Here is an 18,447-nt window from a genome sequence, read left to right as displayed (position 1 = left end):
CTCCCGTCACCCGGACCCGGAGTCCGTGCCCTCGACGTGCGCCCGCACCTGCTCGGGTGTCAGATAGCTGTCGGTGTACTCGAAGTCCTTCAGCTTGGCGGCCCGGCGCGCCTGGAACCCGGTGCGGACGAAATCGTCGCCCGCCACGGCGTTCAGCGTCCAGTTCGTCAGGACACGCGCCTTGGCCACGCCCGTGCGCAGCGCCGACCAGTGGTAGCCGCGCGCCACGACCTGCGCGGGCAGCCCCCGCAGCTCGATGCCGAGCGGCTTGGACACGGCGTCGGTGCCACCGAGGTCCACGACGAGACCGAGGTCCTTGTGCACGTACGGCCGCATCGGCTGCCCGCGCAGCTTGGCGATGACGTTGTCGGCGACGACCCTGCCCTGCCGCATGGCGTGCTGCGCGGTCGGCGGGCAGACCGCGCCCTCCTCACCCTTCGCGGCCTTCGCCTCGTCCGGAACGGCGGCCGCGTCGCCCAGCGCGAACACGCCGTCGTGGCCCGGCAGGTCCATGTTCGAGGTGACGGCGAGCCGCCCGCGCACGGTCTCCGCGCCGAGCGTGGCGATCAGCGGGCTCGCCACCACCCCGGCCGTCCAGATCAGCGTGCGGGTGGGGACCACCCGTCCGTCGGTGAAGGTGACCTCCTCCGGTCCTGCCTTGGCGATGGACACCCCCAGCGAGATGTCGATGCCCCTCTTGCGCAGCACCTCCTGGGCGCTGTGGCCCAGCTTGTCGCCGAGCTCCGGCATCAACTTGGGCGCGATGTCGATGAGATGCCACTTGATGAGGTTCGGATCCAGCCTGGGATACCGCTTGACCGCGTTGTGCGTGAGCATCTGCAGACAGGCGGCGGTCTCGGTGCCCGCGTAACCGCCGCCCACCACCACGAACTGCAGCCGGGAGGCCCGCTCGTCGGGGTCGTGACTGGCGTCGGCGAGGTCGAGCTGGGTGATGACGTGGTCGCGGACGTACGCGGCCTCGGCCAGCGACTTCATCCCGAAGGCGTGGTCGGTCAGCCCCGGGATGTCGAAGGTACGGGTCACGCTGCCGGGAGCCAGCACGATGTAGTCGTACGGCACGTTCACGATCTCGTCGGTGATGGTGCGGACGACGCAGACCTTCGACTTCAGGTCGACGCCGATGGCGCCGCCCGGGATGATCCGGGTGCGGTACTTCTTGCTGCGGCGCAGTGACAGGGCGATCGACTGGGGCGTCAGCACCCCGGAGGCGACCTGCGGCAGCAGCGGCAGATAGAGCTGGTAGGCGAACGGCGTCACCAGAGTGATCTCGGCTTCCGAGTCGGCGAGCTTGCGTTCCAGACGTCGAACGCATCCCACTCCGGCGAAGCCCGCGCCCACCACCAGGATCCTGGGTCGTGTCACGGTGTCCATCCCTTTCTGCGGCTCCAGGCGGTCTGCCCGACGTCATGCGCGTGCCCTCCCGCGAGCGCTTCGCACCTCATCGATCCCACCGCGCCCGGACCGGTTGCGCCAGCCGGGCGAGGCATGCAGACGAACGTTTCTCCTGAGGCTCCCGTCGTACCCCGCGCAAGCGTCGTGTACGCCCGGGACCTTTGGGAAGGGTCGTGTACGTCCCGGACCTTCGGGTAGGCCGACGTACATGACACATGCGGTGGCCGGAGGGGACTGACGTGGTGTGCGCGGAGGGCTCCGACGACCGGGGGGTGCGGGAGGCGGCGGCGCGGCACGTCGTCGACGCGGTGGAGTCCCTGGTGGCCTGCTGGTTCGCGGCGGCCGAGGAGGCCGCGCCCCGGCTGCCGGCCCGGCAGCTGCTCGCGCTCAGGACGGTCCGGCGCAGACCGGAGCTCAATCTGACGGCGCTGGCCGAGCACCTCGGCATCGGCGTGCCCACGGCCAGCCGCCTCTGCGACCGGCTGGAGGCCGCGGGCCTGCTGGAGCGGACCGTGCAGCCACGCAACCGGCGCGAGGTGCAGCTCGTGGTCACCGCGTACGGACGGCGGGTCCTCGCGGACGTCACCGAGCGGCGGGTGCGCCGCCTCGCGGCCGTGTTCGCCGGCATGACCCCGGCCCAGCGCACGGCTCTGGAACAGGGGCTGTACGCCTTCCACCGGTCGCACACGGCGCAGGGCCGGCGGCGGCCGGAGGCCGAGGACGGCTGACGCCCCCTCAGAGGTCCCCGGCCGCCCCGGAGGCGGTGCCGCCGAGGTGGCACAGCAGCAGACAGACGTCGTCGTCGCGCTCCGAGTCGCTCAGCATCGGATCCAGGATGCGCTCCGCGGACCCGTCCAGATCCCGGTCCAGTTCCGTCGTACGGAACGCGCCGAGCGCCGCCGCGAGCCGTGCGATACCCGGGTCTATCCCCTGGGCGCGGCGCTCGACCAGCCCGTCCGTGTACAGCGCCAGCGTCGAACCGGGCGCGAGCGGGACCGTGTGGTCGGCGATCTCCTGCTTCAGCGGGATGCCCAGCATCGCCCCGGGCTTGGCGTCGAGCGTGCGCACCCGCCCGTCCGGACCGCGCAGCACCGGAGGCGGATGCCCCGCGGCCGCCCAGGTCAGTGACGGCTCGCCGGGCTGGAAGCGGGCGATCACGGCGGTCGCGTACAGATCGGGCTGCAGATGGTGGAGGAAGAGGTGCAGCCGGGTCAGCAGCTGCCCGGGGCTGCCCCCGTCGACGGCGTAGGCGCGCAGCGCGGTGCGCAACTGGCTCATCATCACGGCCGCGTGCAGCCCGTGCCCGGTGACGTCCCCGATGACGACGATGAGACTGCCGTCGGGCTGGCGGAACGCGTCGTACCAGTCGCCGCCGACGTTGAGCCCGTAGGTGGCGGGCAGATAGCGGGCGGCCAGCCGCAGACCCGGCGTGCTGGGCAGATCGGTCAGCAGGGCGCGCTGGAGCGTCTCGGCGATGTCCCGGTTGTGCTCGAAGCGGCGCGCGTGGTCCAGGGCGGTGCTCGCCCGCCGGGTGAGCTCCACCAGCATGACCGCGTCGTCCGCGTCCCAGCGCTCACCGGGCGGGGTCAGGGTCAGCACGCCCAGCGGCGCGCGCCGGGTCGCCAGCGGCACGCACAGCAGCGGCCGGGCGGGATCCAGCGCGGACGGCGGATGGTCGTCGATGCCCGGCAGCCCGCCGGGGCGGGGCGAGGCGTACTGGGGCCGTCCGGTACGGGCGGCGAGCACGGCCGCCGCCGGGTGCGCGGTGGGCCGCTGCCGGTCGTCCTCGGCGTCGAACAGCCAGACGTCGACCGTCCGGGCGTACTCGGGGACCAGCAGCTCGGGCAGCCGGCGCACGATCTGCTCCTGGTTGAGGGACGCCGTCAGCGCGGCGCTGGCGTCCGCCAGGAAGGTCAGCCGGCGCCGCGCGCTCTCCGCCTCCCGGCGGGCCGTGCGTTCCGCCGAGAACGCCTCGCGCTGGGCCCGCCCGGCGGCGTCCAGCTCCGCGTGCAGCGCCAGCACGCCCTGGTTGGTCTGGTGCAGCTCCTCGCGGTGGAAGTCGACCAGCTCCTCCTGCTCGGCGAGCCTCTCCAGGACGAGCGAGGTGTCCTCGTCGGCGCCCAGCAGTGCCTCCGCGAGCAGCGTCGCGTCGTCCGCCACGTCGGCGCAGACGGCGGCCTCCGACGGCTCCGGGCAGGGCGCCGACGTCCGCCACGCGGGCTCCTCGGCGCCGGAGGCCGGCAGCACCTCGAGGCCGAGCAGCCCGTCGGCCGCCCGCACCGTGAGCCGCCAGTCGCCGCCCTTGGTCAGACACTGCCGCAGCCGCCCGCTCAGCGCGGCCGCGAGGCGGGTGCGCTCCAGGGGCGGCACACCGTACGCGGCCGCCAGCCGGGCGGTGGCGATCCGGGCGCGGGCCGCGTCGGTGACGGTGGTGATCTGCCAGCTGCGCGTCATGGAAGGTCCGGCGGGTCGGGGGACAGGACGGCCACCGCGGTGTCGTCGCGCACCGGACGCGCGGAACTGCCGGCGTCGCGCACGGTGACGGCCGCGGTGACGGCGGGGTCGGCGGTCAGCAGACCGGGGCCGGAGGGCGGCACCCAGCGGCTGGGCAGCCCGTCGGTGTGCAGGACCAGCAGCCGGTCCGCCGCCCAGGGCAGCTCGGTCTGCGGCACCGTCGCGGGCCGGTGCACACCGACGATGCCCGGCCGGGACAGCAACGGCCGCCAGCCGCCGCCCTCGTACAGCCGGGCCCCTATGTTGCCGATCCCGGCGAACCGCAGGCACGCGGCCCGCGGGTCGAGCTGCGCCACCGCGACCGCCGCGCCCCGGGTGCCGCGCAGTGCCCCGTCGAGGCGGCGCAGGAGATCGGCGGGGGACAGATGGGCGCTGCGGCGCAGCTCCCCGGCCGCCGCCGTCGAGGCGCGGGCGGCCTCGGGGCCGTGGCCCAGCCCGTCGGCCAGCATCAGGGTGAGCCGGCCGGCCGCGCGGACACAGGTCCACAGGTCCCCGGAGTACTCCGCGCCCGCGAACGGCACATTGATCCCGCCGGCCCGCGCGCCGACGGCGGGCGCCTTCGGTACGGCGCCGATCCGGGCGAGTGCCACCGTGCCGCGGCCGGGCGCGCCGTGCACGCCGAAGTCGTCGGCCAGCCGGCGGCAGGTGCCGAGCCCGGCGCCGAGCGAGCCGGTCGTGGAGAACCCGTCCACGAGGGCGGCCGGCACGTCCGCGATGCCCGGACCGTGGTCGACCGCGGCGATCTGCGCCACCACGGCCCCGTCGTGCCCGGTGGGCGGCGCCACCACCTCCACGAGGAGCCGGCCCCCGCCCGCGTGCTTGAGCAGGTTGGTGGCCAGTTCCGTCGCCACCAGGGCGGCGGCCGCGGTGCGCGACTCGTCCAGACCGGCCAGCGCCGCCGCGCCCTCCGCGGCCACCCGGGCGTCGCGCACCCGCGTCGAGTCGTGCACCGGGACGTCCCAGACGCGTGCCATCACGACCCCCCGCGCTGCCGTGGCGTCCGGGCCGTCCACGAGATCACCGTGACGGTGGTCCCGACGCCGGGCGTGCTGTCGATGGCGAACTCGTGGACCAGCCGTCGCGCCCCGCCCAGCCCCAGGCCCAGCCCGTCGCCGGAGGTGTACCCGTCGCTGAGCGCCTGCTCCAGGTCGGGGATGCCCGGCCCGCGGTCCGAGAACGTCAGCCGCAGCCCCTCCCGCCGCGCGTCGGCGACCCGGGCCGACTCCATCTCGCCGCCCCCGCCGTACACCAGGGTGTTGCGGGCCAGTTCGCTGGCCGCGGTGACCAGTTTGGTCTGGTCCACCAGACCGAATCCGAGCGTGGCGGCCGACTGACGGACATGCTGGCGGACCCAGACCAGGTCCAGGTCGGAGCGGATGGGCAGCCGGGCCTCGACGCCCGCGGCGGCGGCGCTCACCGCGGGTCCCGGTGCGGGCCGCCGGACCGGACCGCGTCCGCCCGGCCGAGCAGCTCCAGGGCCGCCTCGGCGCTGAGCGCGGTCCGCAGGCCCGGCAGGGTCAGCCCCAGTTCCACCAGCGTGAGGGCGACCGCGGGCCGCATGCCGGCCACCACGGTCTGCGCGGCCAGCAGCCGCGCGTGCGCCGCGATCTCGGCCAGGACCCGGCCGAGGAAGGAGTCGACGATCTCGACCCCCGAGATGTCGATGACCACGCCGGCCACCCGGCTGCGGACGATCGCCTCCGCGATGTCCTGCTGGAGCCGCGCGGCCATCCCGTCCTGCAGATCGCCCTGGAGGGTGACCAGCAGGACGTCGCCCAGTCTGAGCACCGGTACGGAGGCCGTGGCGGCGCGGGGGAAGTCGTCGTTCACCGCGGACCCGCACCACCGGGCGTCGACTGCACGATGTCCGCGCCCAGCCGGTGCAGGGCGTACCCGAGGGCGTCGGCCAGGCTCGCCCGGGTGAGCACCGTGCCCAGATCCAGACCGAGGTGCACGATGGTCTGCGCGATGGCGGGCCGGATACCCGAGACGACGCACTCCGCGCCCATGAGCCGGACGGCCGCCACGGTCTTCATCAGGTGCTGGGCGACCAGGGAGTCCACCGTCGGCACCCCGGTGATGTCCAGGATCGCGAACCGGGCCTGCTCGTCCACGACGGAGTTCAGCAGCGTCTCCATGACGACCTGGCTGCGGGCGCTGTCCAGCGTCCCGATCAGCGGCACCGCGACGATCCCGTCCCAGAGCCGGATGACCGGCGTGGCGACCTCCAGCAGCTGCAGCCGCTGCCGGTCGATGAGCGCCTCGCCCTCGTTGAGCGCCGTCCCCAGCACGACCAGTCGCAGGGTGCCCATCAGGACGGTCAGCGCGGTCGTGCACTCCCGCACCCGGTCCGCGGGCGCGTCCGGCAGGTCCGCGACCAGAAGGTTCACGGCGGGGGCGCGCAGCGCGTCCACCTCGGTCGACACCTGGGACGGGGTGAGACCGACGCGGGCGCGCGCCGCCGCCATCCGGGCCAACTGCTCGCGCACCAGGGTGAACCCGGCACTCTCCGGGTCCTCCACCCGTTCCGTCGCGGCCACTTGGGCGAGGGCGTCGACCACGACCCGCCCCGCCTCCACCGCCTCGTCCCGGGACACGGTGAACACCGAGCGGAACAGGGGCTCGTCGGCCCACCGCTGGGCGAGCTGCTCCTGCCGTCGGCGCAGGAACGCCCCGACCTCGTCCTCGGGTGCCCTGTGCTGTGCGGCCGTGTGGTGCTCCGGCAACCTGCTTCACTCCTCGGTGCGTTGTGCAGCCGCGGTCCCGCCGGGGGCGACGGGACCGCCTGGTGACCCTTGCCGGGCGACAACCCTAACCAGGCGTCGGCCCCGGCGTCAGGGGGCCTCGGACGGGGACGCGGGGGGCCTGCCGAACCAGTCGAGACACACCACCAGCGCGTCGTCGTCCGGCTCGGGTCTGCCGCGGTGGCGCGAGAGTTCGCGCAGGACCGCGGCCGGCACCTCCGCCGCAGGCAGCAGCGCGGCGGAGTTCACCGCCCGGGCCAGCGCGCGCTCGCCGTAGATCTCGCCGCCGGGCCCGGGCACCGCGTGGACCCCGTCGCTGACGAACAGCAGCCGGTCCCCGGGGAGCAGGGTGAACTCCTGGGCGACGTAGTCCGTTTCCTCGAACATGCCGAGCGGCAGCTGCGCCTCCAGGTCCACGGCGGCCAGTACCCGGTCGCGCAGCAGCAGCATCCGTGGCGACCCCGCGTCGACGACCCGCATCCGGCCCGTGGACAGCTCGATGTCCACCAGCAGGACGGACAGATGCGCCTCGCCCCGGTAGTGGGCGTGGATCGCCTGGTCGGCCAGGGCCGCCTGGTCCGCGATCGGGATGCCCGCGCGGCGGGCGTTGCGCAGCGCGTTGATGCCGAGGCTGGTGAGCAGGGACGCCTCGATGCCCTCGCCCATGCCGTTGGTGACGTACACCATGAGATGGTCCGCGGAGGCCGACCAGTCGAAGTTGTCGCCGTGGATCGCGTAGGCGGGTTCCAGCTGGGCGCCCAGCGCGTACACGTCCCGGGCGCAGGAACGCGCCGGGAGGAGCTGCCACTGCATCTCCGCCGCGAGCGTCAGCCGGTCCGTGCGGCGGGCCTGGAGATAGCGGTCGGTGTCGCGCTCCGCGACCAGCAGCTCGTGGCCCAGGAGCCGTGCCACCTCGGCGAGTTCGGCGAGCCGCGCGGCGTCCGCCGCGTCGGCGGGCAGGGTGACGGACAGCACGCCCAGCCGGTCGCCGCGCACGGTGACGGGCAGATGCGCGCGCACCCGGCCGCCGTCGAGCCGCTCGACGTACGGCTCCTGGGCGCCGTAGGCCCGTCCGGGAGCACCGGCGTGTACGGGGACGGGCTCGGGTCCGGTGCCGTGCGGCGCGGGGGAGACGGGCAGCAGGACGGCCGCGCCGTAGTCGGCGAGGCTCAACTCGGCCGTCTCGGCCGCGTAGTGGGCGCACAGCACCTCGTGCAGGGCCTCGGGCACCTCGTGCGCGGCCGCGGAGCGCAGGGCGCGCCCGGTGGTCACGAGCCGGTTCACGATGTCGGTCACGCCTTTCTCCGGGAGGGGTCGGGACAGGGCGATGCGGCCGCGGCCGCCCGCTCCACGGGCCGCCGCTCGGGCGCGGGCGGCAGGGGGCGAGCTGACAGCGTCGGCGAAGCCTGCGAGAGTGGGTCCGTGATGTCCCCCTCCTCGCGCCCGCGGCCCCATGAGGTCGCGCGGGTGACCTCGGAGGCGGCGGAGCTGCTGGAGGTCCTGTGGGGCCGAGCCTCCACCGCCCCGGTCTCCGCCTCCCAGTTGCGCGTGCTGTTCATCCTGGAGCACAACGAAGGCATCAATCTGCGGACACTCGCCGACCACCTGGGCTCGACACCGCCGTCCACCAGCAGGCTGTGCGACCGGCTGCAGGCCGTGGGCTTCGTCGAGCGCAGGGCCGCCGAGAACAGCCGCCGCGAGCTCCAGCTGTTCCTGAGCCGGCGCGGCCGTGCCTTCCTCAGCGACCTGCGCGCGCGCCGCGAGAGCGCGCTGCAGGCCGTGCTGGAGCAGATGCCGGCCGCGGAGCGCGGTGCGCTGCTGCGGGGCCTCGAGGCCTTCTGCGCCGCCGCGGCCGCGCAGATCCACGAGACCGGTTCCGTCGACGCGGCCACGGCCTGAGGATCTCCGGCACCCGGTGCGGGCCGCCGCGGCGCGCCACGGGTGGTCGTCCTCGCCCACCGGCACATCCGTGATCCCTCCCGCGTGACTGCCCCGCACACTTTGTTGCCTCACGCTCATAGTTGTCAAATGGCAACTGTTGCTCCGAGGTGGTCGCACACCTGCGCGTTTCACGGGTGTTCGGCGCCGCCCGGCGGATCAGGCCCCCTGGTCCGCCTCCTCCGCCCCCTCCTCACCCCGGTCGATGAGCGCCAGGGCGTCGTCCACCTTGTCCGAGACCGGCACCGTGAGGCTGACCCCGGTCAGGTCCAGCACCCGCCGTACGGCGGGCGTCGGATCGATGACGTGGACGCTGCCCGGCAGCCCGCGGGCCTCCTGGTACACGCGCAGGATGATGTTCATCCCGGACGAGTCCATGAACGGGACGGCCGAGAGGTCGAGCAGGAAGTGCCGTCGGCCGTGGTGGAGCTGGTTCGCCAGCTGGGCCTGGAACTCGGTCGCGGTGTCGAGGTCCAGATGGCCTTCGACCGTGACCAGGGCGATGTCCTCGCGGACCACGTCGACCTCGACGGAAAGGGGGTTCTGGGCGGTGGACACGAGTACCTCCGAAAGCTGACGGTCAGGGCCGGTTGCCCCGGCGGACGGCCGCGCGGCGAGGACGGGGGCAACGGGTGGGACGGATTCCTCCGGCGGGCCGCGGCCTTTTCGCCGCGCCCAGCGAATACCCCGGAACCCGCCCCTCATGCCCACGGCCGCGATCACCGGCGGGCCTGTGACGGCGCTCCCGCGGCCCTCGCCGGCCGCCCCGGTATGCGGACGCGACGGCCGGGTAGCCGGTGGCATGGAGCGTGAGAAGGGAGCGGCGTGACCATCGACGGAATCTGGTCGTACGCGATGCGGAGCGGTCATGAGGAGGGGGAGGACCTGACGGACTGGACGGTCGTCGCGGCCGACGGCGCCATCGGGCACGTCGAGCGCGAGGCCGCGCCCCACGGCCTGCGGCATGTGGTGGTCGACACCGGGGTCTGGCTCTTCGGCAGGAGCGTGGTCGTCCCCGTGGGCCTGGTGACGGGCATCGACCGTACGGCCCGCACGGTTTCCCTGTCCTGCACCGGCGACCGGGTCCGGGAAGCGCCCCGGTTCCGCACCGACGGCGAGACCACGGACCGCCGGTACCTGGCCGAGGTCGGCGCGTACTACGAGCGGCTCGGCTCCTCCGGCACGGAGCCGCGTTGACCGGCTCAAGAGGCTGTCCGACGTGAGGGGGGACGAACTCGCCCCGACGCAGCCGGCGGTCGTGCCGGTGACGAGCGCCGCGTCGGCCCGCGCCCACGCGCGCGCGGTGGTCGACGCCCACTGGGGCGACCGCGGGCGTCCGGTGCGCGAGCGGGACGTCATCGACCTGCTGCTGGTCGTCTCGGAACTGGTGACCAACGCGATCCGGCACGGCGGCGGCCTGGCCGGATTCGAGGTGACGCCCGTGCCCGACGGCGTCCGGCTCCGCGTGCACGACCACAGCGACGCGCTGCCCGCCGTCGCCCACGACGCCGGGGAACTGCCCGCGGGCCACCGTGTCAGCGGCTACGGCTGGCCCCTGATCGTCCGGCTCAGCCACGAGATCGCCATCGAGGCGCGCCCGGCCGGCGGGAAGACGATCCGTGTGCTGGTACCGCTGCGCCTCACCACGGCAGGAAGACGTGAACCTGCTTCCCCGCCGCGTCCGGCACCACGCTGACCTGGGTGCACAGCGTCTGGATCAGATACCAGCCGATGCCGCCGCCCCCGCTGTCGGGCCGGAAGGGCCGCGGGGACGGCACGACGCCGCTGGTGTCGTGCAGCGTGACGTGCACGCCGTCGAAGGTGGGACGCAGGCCCAGCTCGAAGGGGCCGGGCGCGTACTGGACGGCGTTGGAGGCCAGTTCCGTGACGATCAGCACGATGTCGTGCCAGCACTCCGGCGCCGAGGGCGGTGCGGCCAGGGCGAGCTCGTCGAGGAACTCCTCCGCGGCCAGCCGCGCCCCCGTCACGTCGTGCGGTTCGCCCTCGAAACGTACGGTACGGCCCCGGACGGCCGGGGAGGCCGATGAGTCGTCGCCGCGCGGCTCGATCGCCATGTCGTGGGTGCGGGCCCGGTGGCGAGCCGGGACCGACGTCCTTTCTTCGTACGGATCTTTCGCGTCGCCACTCACTGGGTTCCCGGCGCCGCCCGGCCTACGCGTCCCGCACCCCAGCGTCCCGCGATCACTCCGCGTCGCGCACCGGCCACAAGACGACGCCGGACACGGGGGACCGCGGGCCCGCTCGGTCGATCCGCACCGACGGCATGGCTCAGCGGAACACGTCGTCCGCGTCGTCCCAGCTCAGCACCTCTTCCGGAGCGCTCTGCCGGGGCAGCCGCGCCCTCGCCTGGTACATCGCCTCGATCTCCGCCGCGTAGTGCGCCACGATCGAGTCGCGGCGCAGCTTCATCGACGGGGTCAGCAGACCGTTCGTCTGGTCGAAGGGCTGCGGCAGGATGCGGAAGGCGCGGATGGACTCCGAGCGGGACACCGTGCTGTTGGCCGCGGCCACCGCCCGGGCGATCTCCTCCCGCAGCGCGTTCTCCTCGCGTGCCTCGCGGCTGTCGCCGTGCAGCGTCAGATTCCCGCGCCAGTGCGCCAGGAACTCGGGGTCCAGGGTGATCAGCGCGCCCACGCAGGGCCGGTTGTCGCCCACGACCACCGCCTGGTGGACGAGCGGATGCATCCGCAGCCGCTGCTCCAGCGCGGCCGGTGCCACACTCTTGCCGCTGCTGGTGATGATGACGTCCTTCTTGCGGCCCGTGATGGTGAGATAGCCGTCGTTGTCCAGGAAGCCCAGGTCTCCCGTGGCCAGCCAGCCGCCCCGCAGCACCGCCCGGGTCGCGGCGTCGTCGTTGACGTAGCCCTGGAACACCGACGGGCCGCGCACCAGGATCTCCCCGTCGTCCGCCACCCGGATGTCCGTGCCCGGCAGGGCCTGCCCGACGGTCCCGGACTTCTCCCGGCCCAGCGGCTGCATGGTGACCCCGCCGCTGGTCTCCGTCAGGCCGTAGCCGTCGTGGACGTACACGCCGATGCCCTCGTAGAACAGGGACAGGTCGCGGTGGAGCGGGGAACCGCCCGAAGTGGCGCGGTGGACACGCCCGCCCAGCGCCGCGCGGAGCTTGCGGTACACCGTCCGCTCGAACAGGGCGTGCTGGAGCCGCAGATCGAAACCGGGACCCGAACCGCGGCCCAGCCGCTGCCGCTCGACGGCCGCCGCGAAGTCCCGCGCGGTCTCCGCGGCCCGCTCGAACAGCGCCCCGCGGCCCGCCTCCTGGGCCGCCCGCAGGAAGTTCTTGTAGATCTTCTCGAAGACCGAGGGGACCGCGTACAGATAGGTGGGCCGGAAGGACTGCAGTGCCTCGGAGAGCGCCGCCGCGCTCAGCTCGGGCTGGTGGCCCATCACGATGCCCCCGCGCAGGCACAGCCCCTGGATCATCAGGCCGTACACATGGGAGAAGGGCAGGAACGCGAGGACGGAGGCCTGCTCACCCGCGGGCGCCGCCGTCTGCCCCCAGCCGGCCAGCAGGGTGTCGCAGGGACTGGCCAGGCTCCGGTGGCTCAGCGCACAGCCCAGGGGACGGCCCGAGGTGCCGGAGGTGTACGCGATCACCGCGGTCGAGTCGGGCAGCACGATACGGCGCAGTGAGTCCACGGTGGTCAGCGGGATAAGCTCCCCGCGCTGCGCGAGCTCCTCCAGCGCCCCGGTGTCCAGCTGCCAGACGTGCCGGAGCATGGGCAGGGTGGCGCACACCGACCCCACCGTCATGACGCTCTGTTCGTCCTCGACGACCACGCCCACACAGGCCGAGTCCCGCAGGATCCACTCGACCTGTTCGCGCGAGGACGTCGGGTACACGGGCACCACCTCGGCGCCCACCGCCCACAGCGCGTAGCTGAGAACGGTCCACTCGTAGCGGGTGCGCGCCATGATCGCGACGCGGTGACCGGGGGATATCCCGGACGCCACGAAACCCTTGGCCAGGTCCACCACCTCGTCGCGCAGCTCGACGGCCGTCACCTCCTCCCAGGTGGGGGAGCCGGGGGCACGGCGGGCCAGCACGGGCAGCGTGGGGGTACGGGCCGCTGTCTCGAAAACGCTGTCGGCGAGCCCTGCGGTCAGGGGCGGAACGGCTGGGGGAGCGACAGCGAAGTCGCGCATACGCTGCTCCTGACGTGTACGAAGGGTGACCCCGTCGACGAGAACTGTTATCGACGCTGGCGAATGTAGCCCAGGTGGGACCGGTTGTGGCCGGGAACGGATTAAGTAATGAGCGTTGATGATCTCGGCCGTGTCGGGGAGGCGGGACGGAAATGAGCCACGCCTCAGGTCTGGGTGTGCCGTACGCAGGTGGTGACCACCTCGCGCAGGTTGCCCGTGCGCTCGTACACCTCCCGCTGCACCTGCGACCCGTTGCCGTTCCGCAACAGTGCCGCGCAGGCCTCCCGGGCCCGCTCCAGGTCTCCGCTGTCCGCCAGCGCGTCCTCGACATGCTCCAGCAGAGCCCGTACGACCGTCTCGGCGGGCGCGTTCCGCATGGTCACGGGGTCGACCAGGTCCCCGGTCAGCCCGGAGCGGGCGGCCCGCCAGTCGGCCAGCCGCAGCGTGCTGACGCTGTGGTCCACCGGCTCCGTACCCGCCTCCCAGGCGCGGGCGGCCGTCTCGACGAGTCCGCGGGCCAGCGTGGCCACGAGCACGGCGTTGTCCGCGTGCAGACACACGTCCGACACCCGCACCTCCACCGTGGGCCAGCGCGCGGACAGCCGGGCGTCGAAGTAGACCATCTTCTCGTCGAGGATCGTCCCCGTGGCCAGCATGTCCGCCACCCGCCGGTGGTACCGCTCGGCCGACCCGAACAGCTCGGTCGGACCGGCCGACGGCCAGCGCAGCCACACCCGGCTGCGATAGCTGCTGTACCCCGTCTCCCGGCCCTGCCAGAAGGGGGAGTTGGCGCTCAGCGCCGTCAGCACCGACAGCCACGGCCGGATCCGGTCGATGACCGCGACGCCCTCCTCGTCGGAGCCGATGGAGACATGCACGTGACAGCCGCACACGATCTGTTCCCGGGTCGCGATGCGGTACTGCTCCGCCATCCACCGGTAGCGGCTGCCGATGCTGACGGACGGCCGCACCGCCAGCGGGGACGTGGCGAGCGCGGCGACGGCGCACCCCGCCTCCTTGGCGTGCTGTGCCGCCTCCGCGCGGATCCGGACGATCTCCTCGCCGAGCTCACCCATCCCCGACTGGGGATGAGTGGCGAACTCGACCATCTGGTTGTGCAGTTCCTTCTGGAAGACGGGCTCCTGCTCCGCCTTCTCACACCGCGCGGCGCGGGCGAGAACAGCGGCGGACAGCGCCCTGGGCTCCCCGGTCTCGGGATCGACCAGGAGGAGTTCCTCCTCCACTCCGACGGTGCGCACGCGATGCGGCCTTTCTCTGCGCCCGGATGGTATGCAACCGACTGCCCCTGGAGGCGCCTTCTCACACGGACGACGGCCTCAGCCACACCGTGGCCAGCGGCGGCAGGGTGAGCGTCAGCTCCCCGTTCGCCGCCTTGACCGGGTCGGGATGCGTGACGTCGCTGCCGCCGTACCGTTCGGCGTCGGTGTTGAGGACCTCCTCCCAGACCGGGGCGTCGCCGGGGACGGCGAGGAGATAGTCGTGGCGGACGACGGGCGAGAAGTTGCTGACCGCGAGCAGCGGGGAGCCGGCGGCGCCGTACCGCAGGAAGGCGAAGACGTTGTCGTCGGCGGCGTCCCCGAGCACCCACCGGAAGCCGGCCGGGTCGGTGTCGCGCTCCCACAGGGCCGGGGTCGCCCGGTACAGCGTGTTGAGGTCCCGGACCAGGTCCCGCATCCCCCGGTGATCACCCGCGGACGCGTACCCGGGATCGAGCAGCCACCACTCGGGACCGTGCGCCTCGGACCACTCGGCCCCCTGCGCGAACTCCTGCCCCATGAACAACAGCTGCTTGCCGGGATGGGCCCACATGAACCCCAGGTACGCCCGGTGGTTGGCGCGGCGCTGCCACCAGTCGCCGGGCATCTTGGAGACCAGCGCCTGCTTGCCGTGCACGACCTCGTCGTGGGAGATCGGCAGGACGTAGTTCTCGCTGTAGGCGTACACCATCGAGAAGGTCATCTCGTTGTGGTGGTACTTGCGGTGCACCGGCTCCTTCGACACGTACTGCAGCGAGTCGTGCATCCAGCCCATGTTCCACTTCAGCCCGAAGCCGAGACCGCCGCTGTCGGTCGGCCGGGTCACCCCGTCCCACGCGGTCGACTCCTCCGCGATGGTGATGACACCCGGGTTGCGCCGGTACACGGTCGCGTTCATCTCCTGCAGGAACGCCTTGGCGGCCAGGTCCTCGTTCCCGCCGAAGACGTTCGGCTCCCACTGCCCGGAGTCCCGCGAGTAGTCGAGGTAGAGCATCGAGGCGACGGCGTCCACCCGCAGCCCGTCGATGTGGAACTCCTCGCACCAGTACGTGGCGTTGGCGACGAGGAAGTTGCGCACCTCGGTCCGCGCGTAGTCGAACTCGTACGTCCCCCAGTCCGGGTGCTCGGCCCGCCGCGCGTCCCCGGGTTCGTACAGCGGATCCCCGTCGAACCGGGCCAGCGCCCAGTCGTCCTTGGGGAAGTGGGCCGGCACCCAGTCCACGATCACCCCGATGCCGGCCCGGTGCAGGGCGTCCACCAGGTACTTGAAGTCGTCGGGCGTACCCAGCCGCGAGAACGGCGCGTAGAAACCGGTGACCTGGTAACCCCAGGAACCGGCGAAGGGATGATGGGCGACCGGCATGAACTCGACGTGGGTGAAGCCGAGGTCCTGCACATACGCGGGGAGTTCCTTGGCCAGCTGACGGTAGGTCGATCCGGGGCGCCAGGAGGGCAGATGGACCTCGTACACCGAGAACGGCGCCCGGTGCACGGGAAGGGCGCCGCGCTGCGTCATCCACTTCTTGTCACGCCACCTGTGGCGCGAGGTGTGCACGATCGACGCCGTGTCCGGCGGGACCTCCGCGTACCGTGCCATCGGGTCGGCCTTGAGGAAGCGGTCGCCGTGGCGGGAGGTGATCTCGAACTTGTAGCGGGTGCCCTCGCCGATGCCGGGCAGGAACAGCTCCCACACCCCAGCCGCGCCGAGCGACCGCATCGGGAAGGCGGTCCCGTCCCAGCAGCAGAAGTCGCCCGTGACCCGCACCCCCCGGGCGTTCGGCGCCCACACCGTGAAACGGGTGCCGGTCACCCCCTGGTGGGTCATCGGCTCGGCACCCAGCGCCTTCCACAGCTCCTCGTGCCGGCCCTCCCGGACGAGATGCAGATCGAGGTCACCGAGCGCCGGCAGGAACCGGTACGGGTCCTCCACGGCGTGCGTGTCGTCGCCGTAGGCCACCAGCAGCGTGTACGCGGGCACCGCGTCGAGCGGGAGTACGGCGGCGAAGAGGCCGTCCTCCTCCGAGGCGAGCGGGGTGGCCGCGCCGTCGACCACCACGCTCACGGAGTCGGCGAAGGGGCGCAGGGCCCGGAAGAGGACGCCCTCCCGCACCCGGCGCGCGCCCAGCAGGGCGTGCGGGTCGTGATGGGCGCCCGACAGCAGGCGTCGGCGGTCGGCGGGGTCGAGCGCGGGCGCCGCGAGCGACCGGGGACCGGCCGCTTCGGGGAGGGCGGTGTCGCGCAGGGCCATGGGTCAGCCTCCTCGGACGGCGAGTCGTTCGATCGCCGCCATGGGTACAGGTAGCCAGTCGGGCCGGTTGCGGGCCTCGTAGAGCACTTCGTAAACGGCGCGATCCGTCTCGTAGGCACGCAGAAGCGCGTGCTTCTTCCGCGGATCCCAGCCCGCCCGGGTCGCGTACCCCGCGCAGTAGGCCTCCCGGCAGCGGCGCGCCCACTCCGGACGCCAGGGGCGGCGCTGCCGGGCGGCGTAGTCGAAGGAGCGCAGCATGCCGGCGATGTCCCGGACCGGGGAGTGGGCGAGCCGCCGCTCGGCCAGCGGACGGGACGGTTCGCCCTCGAAGTCGATGACGAACCAGTCGCGTCCGGCCCGCAGCACCTGCCCCAGGTGCAGGTCGCCGTGGATGCGCTGGGCGGGCGGACCCTGGTCGCACACCGCGAGCGCCGCGAACGCGGTGGTGAGACCCGGGACGAAGGGCCGCAGCGCGGGCACGTGGTGCGCGGCTGCCTCCAGCCGTTCCGTCATCGCCGCCGCCGTACGCCCGTCCTCGGCGTCCGGACCGGCGGGGAGGGCCGCCGCCAGCGCCAGGTGGACGTCGGCCGTCGCCCGGCCCAGCTCCTGCGCCTCGGCGGTGAAGTCCTCGCCGCGGGCCAGCGCCTGCAACGCCAGCGTCCAGCCGTCCGAGGCGTCCGGCAGGAACGGCTGCAGCACACCGAGCGTGGCCTCCTGGGGGTGCGTGGTCCGGAACCAGGCCACCGGCGCGGGGACCCGCCCGCACCCCTGCCCGGCCAGCGCCACCGGCACCTCCAGGTCCGGGTTCACCCCGGGCTGGATGCGCCGGAAGATCTTCAGGATGTACGCGTCGCCGTACACCAGCGAGGTGTTGGACTGCTCGGCCTCCAGCAGCCGGGGCGCGAGCCCGGCGGGCAGCGAGACGGACGGGTCCGATTCGAAGCACAGGGGACCGAGTGTGCCCGGGTGCCGCATCCGCTCCAGGAGCAGTTGCGCCGACCGCGGGTCCTGCAACGCGTCATGGACCGTCAGCCCGGCCAGCGGGCCCTCCTCGACCCGGCCGATCAGGGCCCGGCCCAGCCGCGGCGACAGATGCTCCTGGAGACCGAGCAGCAGCTGGTAGCAGTCGCCGGCCGGGGGAGTGCCCCCGGGGGTCGGTACCCCCGACTGCCCGGCGTGCACGAGCAGATGGAGACAGCCGGGATACAGCTCCGTCATCGACAGCATGCGCAGATCGGTGAGGGGCCGGTCCTTCCCGGCGAACCAGCGCTGCCGAGGCAGCCACTCCCGCAGCAGCGCGACGAGCGGCCCGCCGGAGTGGAAGGCACTCGGGGTGCTCGGTCTGAGAGAGGCGGTCTTCATCACGGTGACCCATCCTTTCCTCGGCGCACGCTCACCGGCGTCGGCCGACCCGGGCCGCGGCTCGGGTGAGCCGGAACCAGTAGAAGCCGTGGCCCGCGAGGGTGAGCAGGTAGGGCAGCTCACCGACGGCCGGAAAACGCACCCCGCCGAAGAGCTCGACGGGATGACGTCCGTCGAAGCGGCGCAGGTCGAGTTCGGTGGGCTGGGCGAAGCGCGAGAAGTTGTGCACGCACAGCACCAGGTCGTCCCCTCCATCCTCTGTCGAGGGGGCTTCGCGCAGGAACGCAAGAACAGCGGGGTTCGAGGACTGCAGCTCGGTGAAGGAGCCGAGGCCGAAGGCCGGGTTCTGTTTGCGGATCTCGATCATCCGGCGCGTCCAGTGCAGCAGCGAGGACGGGTCGGACATCGAGGCCTCGACGTTGGTGACCTGGTAGCCGTAGACGGGGTCCATGATGGTCGGCAGGAACAGCCTCCCGGGGTCACAGGACGAGAAGCCCGCGTTGCGGTCGGGTGTCCACTGCATGGGGGTGCGGACGGCGTCGCGGTCGCCGAGCCAGATGTTGTCGCCCATGCCGATCTCGTCGCCGTAGTAGAGGATCGGCGAGCCGGGCAGGGACAGCAGCAGGGCGGTGAAGAGCTCGATCTGGTTGCGGTCGTTGTCGAGGAGGGGTGCGAGGCGGCGGCGGATGCCGATGTTGGCGCGCATCCGCGGGTCCTTCGCGTATTCCGCGTACATGTAGTCGCGTTCCTCGTCCGTCACCATTTC

18 protein-coding genes are annotated in these 18,447 nt (G+C 73.0%); 4 read left to right on the top strand and 14 right to left on the bottom strand.

Going from position 1 to position 18,447, the window contains the following annotated elements:
• Window positions 1-6: 6 nt before the first annotated feature.
• Window positions 7-1,392 (bottom strand): NAD(P)/FAD-dependent oxidoreductase, encoded by a 1,386-nt coding sequence (locus ACIRF9_RS26870; RefSeq protein ID WP_403827193.1) that lies wholly within the window; start codon window positions 1,390-1,392, stop codon window positions 7-9.
• Between the two features lie 260 nt (window positions 1,393-1,652).
• On the opposite strand from ACIRF9_RS26870, the gene ACIRF9_RS26865 reads away from it, so the two are divergent.
• Window positions 1,653-2,141, top strand: coding sequence for a MarR family winged helix-turn-helix transcriptional regulator (locus tag ACIRF9_RS26865; RefSeq protein WP_403827191.1), 489 nt, complete (start codon window positions 1,653-1,655; stop codon window positions 2,139-2,141).
• A gap of 7 nt (window positions 2,142-2,148) precedes the next feature.
• Here ACIRF9_RS26865 and ACIRF9_RS26860 read toward each other — a convergent pair whose 3' ends face one another.
• The 6 genes from ACIRF9_RS26860 to ACIRF9_RS26835 all read right to left on the bottom strand — a co-directional run bounded on the left by ACIRF9_RS26860 (window position 2,149) and on the right by ACIRF9_RS26835 (window position 7,967).
• Window positions 2,149-3,867 (bottom strand): PP2C family protein-serine/threonine phosphatase, encoded by a 1,719-nt coding sequence (locus ACIRF9_RS26860; RefSeq protein ID WP_403827189.1) that lies wholly within the window; start codon window positions 3,865-3,867, stop codon window positions 2,149-2,151.
• Window positions 3,864-4,901 carry a SpoIIE family protein phosphatase gene (locus tag ACIRF9_RS26855; RefSeq protein ID WP_403827187.1) on the bottom strand — a complete coding sequence of 346 codons (1,038 nt, stop codon included), beginning with the start codon at window positions 4,899-4,901 and terminating at the stop codon, window positions 3,864-3,866. The genes ACIRF9_RS26860 and ACIRF9_RS26855 overlap by 4 nt, the downstream gene beginning before the upstream one ends.
• Window positions 4,901-5,344: an anti-sigma regulatory factor gene (locus ACIRF9_RS26850; RefSeq protein WP_403827185.1), complete on the bottom strand. Its 444-nt coding sequence runs from the start codon at window positions 5,342-5,344 to the stop codon at window positions 4,901-4,903. Before ACIRF9_RS26850 ends, ACIRF9_RS26855 begins: the two co-directional genes overlap by 1 nt.
• Window positions 5,341-5,757: an STAS domain-containing protein gene (locus tag ACIRF9_RS26845; protein ID WP_403827183.1), complete on the bottom strand. Its 417-nt coding sequence runs from the start codon at window positions 5,755-5,757 to the stop codon at window positions 5,341-5,343. The genes ACIRF9_RS26850 and ACIRF9_RS26845 overlap by 4 nt, the downstream gene beginning before the upstream one ends.
• Window positions 5,754-6,653, bottom strand: coding sequence for an STAS domain-containing protein (locus tag ACIRF9_RS26840; protein ID WP_403827181.1), 900 nt, complete (start codon window positions 6,651-6,653; stop codon window positions 5,754-5,756). Before ACIRF9_RS26840 ends, ACIRF9_RS26845 begins: the two co-directional genes overlap by 4 nt.
• Window positions 6,654-6,761: 108 nt before the next feature.
• Complete coding sequence (locus tag ACIRF9_RS26835) at window positions 6,762-7,967, bottom strand: PP2C family protein-serine/threonine phosphatase (RefSeq protein WP_403827179.1); 1,206 nt, start codon at window positions 7,965-7,967, stop codon at window positions 6,762-6,764.
• Window positions 7,968-8,096: 129 nt separating this feature from the next.
• Between ACIRF9_RS26835 and ACIRF9_RS26830 the strand changes: the two genes are divergently transcribed.
• Window positions 8,097-8,570, top strand: coding sequence for a MarR family winged helix-turn-helix transcriptional regulator (locus ACIRF9_RS26830; RefSeq protein WP_403827737.1), 474 nt, complete (start codon window positions 8,097-8,099; stop codon window positions 8,568-8,570).
• 198 nt (window positions 8,571-8,768) lie between these two features.
• On the opposite strand, the gene ACIRF9_RS26825 is transcribed toward ACIRF9_RS26830, so the two are convergent.
• Window positions 8,769-9,167: an STAS domain-containing protein gene (locus ACIRF9_RS26825; protein WP_403827177.1), complete on the bottom strand. Its 399-nt coding sequence runs from the start codon at window positions 9,165-9,167 to the stop codon at window positions 8,769-8,771.
• Between the two features lie 267 nt (window positions 9,168-9,434).
• Here ACIRF9_RS26825 and ACIRF9_RS26820 point away from each other — a divergent pair, with 267 nt between their 5' ends.
• On the top strand, window positions 9,435-9,806 hold the full coding sequence (locus ACIRF9_RS26820) for a PRC-barrel domain containing protein (protein ID WP_403827175.1): 372 nt from the start codon (window positions 9,435-9,437) through the stop codon (window positions 9,804-9,806).
• Window positions 9,807-9,828: 22 nt separating this feature from the next.
• Window positions 9,829-10,305 carry an ATP-binding protein gene (locus tag ACIRF9_RS26815; RefSeq protein WP_403827173.1) on the top strand — a complete coding sequence of 159 codons (477 nt, stop codon included), beginning with the start codon at window positions 9,829-9,831 and terminating at the stop codon, window positions 10,303-10,305.
• Here ACIRF9_RS26815 and ACIRF9_RS26810 read toward each other — a convergent pair.
• The 6 genes from ACIRF9_RS26810 to ACIRF9_RS26785 form a co-directional block, all read right to left on the bottom strand.
• Window positions 10,250-10,684 (bottom strand): ATP-binding protein, encoded by a 435-nt coding sequence (locus tag ACIRF9_RS26810; protein ID WP_403827171.1) that lies wholly within the window; start codon window positions 10,682-10,684, stop codon window positions 10,250-10,252. The genes ACIRF9_RS26815 and ACIRF9_RS26810 overlap by 56 nt on opposite strands.
• A 214-nt stretch (window positions 10,685-10,898) precedes the next feature.
• On the bottom strand, window positions 10,899-12,794 hold the full coding sequence (locus ACIRF9_RS26805; RefSeq protein WP_403827169.1) for an AMP-dependent synthetase/ligase: 1,896 nt from the start codon (window positions 12,792-12,794) through the stop codon (window positions 10,899-10,901).
• A 164-nt stretch (window positions 12,795-12,958) separates the two neighbouring features.
• Window positions 12,959-14,053 carry a glutamate--cysteine ligase gene (locus ACIRF9_RS26800; RefSeq protein WP_403827167.1) on the bottom strand — a complete coding sequence of 365 codons (1,095 nt, stop codon included), beginning with the start codon at window positions 14,051-14,053 and terminating at the stop codon, window positions 12,959-12,961.
• Between the two features lie 61 nt (window positions 14,054-14,114).
• A complete protein-coding gene (glgB, locus tag ACIRF9_RS26795; RefSeq protein ID WP_403827165.1) occupies window positions 14,115-16,319 on the bottom strand; it encodes a 1,4-alpha-glucan branching enzyme in 2,205 nt (734 codons plus the stop codon).
• A 3-nt stretch (window positions 16,320-16,322) separates the two neighbouring features.
• Complete coding sequence (locus ACIRF9_RS26790; protein ID WP_403827163.1) at window positions 16,323-17,684, bottom strand: maltokinase; 1,362 nt, start codon at window positions 17,682-17,684, stop codon at window positions 16,323-16,325.
• 28 nt (window positions 17,685-17,712) lie between these two features.
• Window positions 17,713-18,447, bottom strand: a 735-nt coding sequence (locus ACIRF9_RS26785; RefSeq protein WP_403827161.1) for an alpha-glucosidase C-terminal domain-containing protein, incomplete at its 5' end; no start/stop codon positions are given.

Source organism: Streptomyces sp. NPDC096132 (assembly GCF_044763345.1).
Lineage (GTDB): Bacteria > Actinomycetota > Actinomycetes > Streptomycetales > Streptomycetaceae > Streptomyces.
This window is presented reverse-complemented; position numbering and strand designations above follow the sequence as displayed.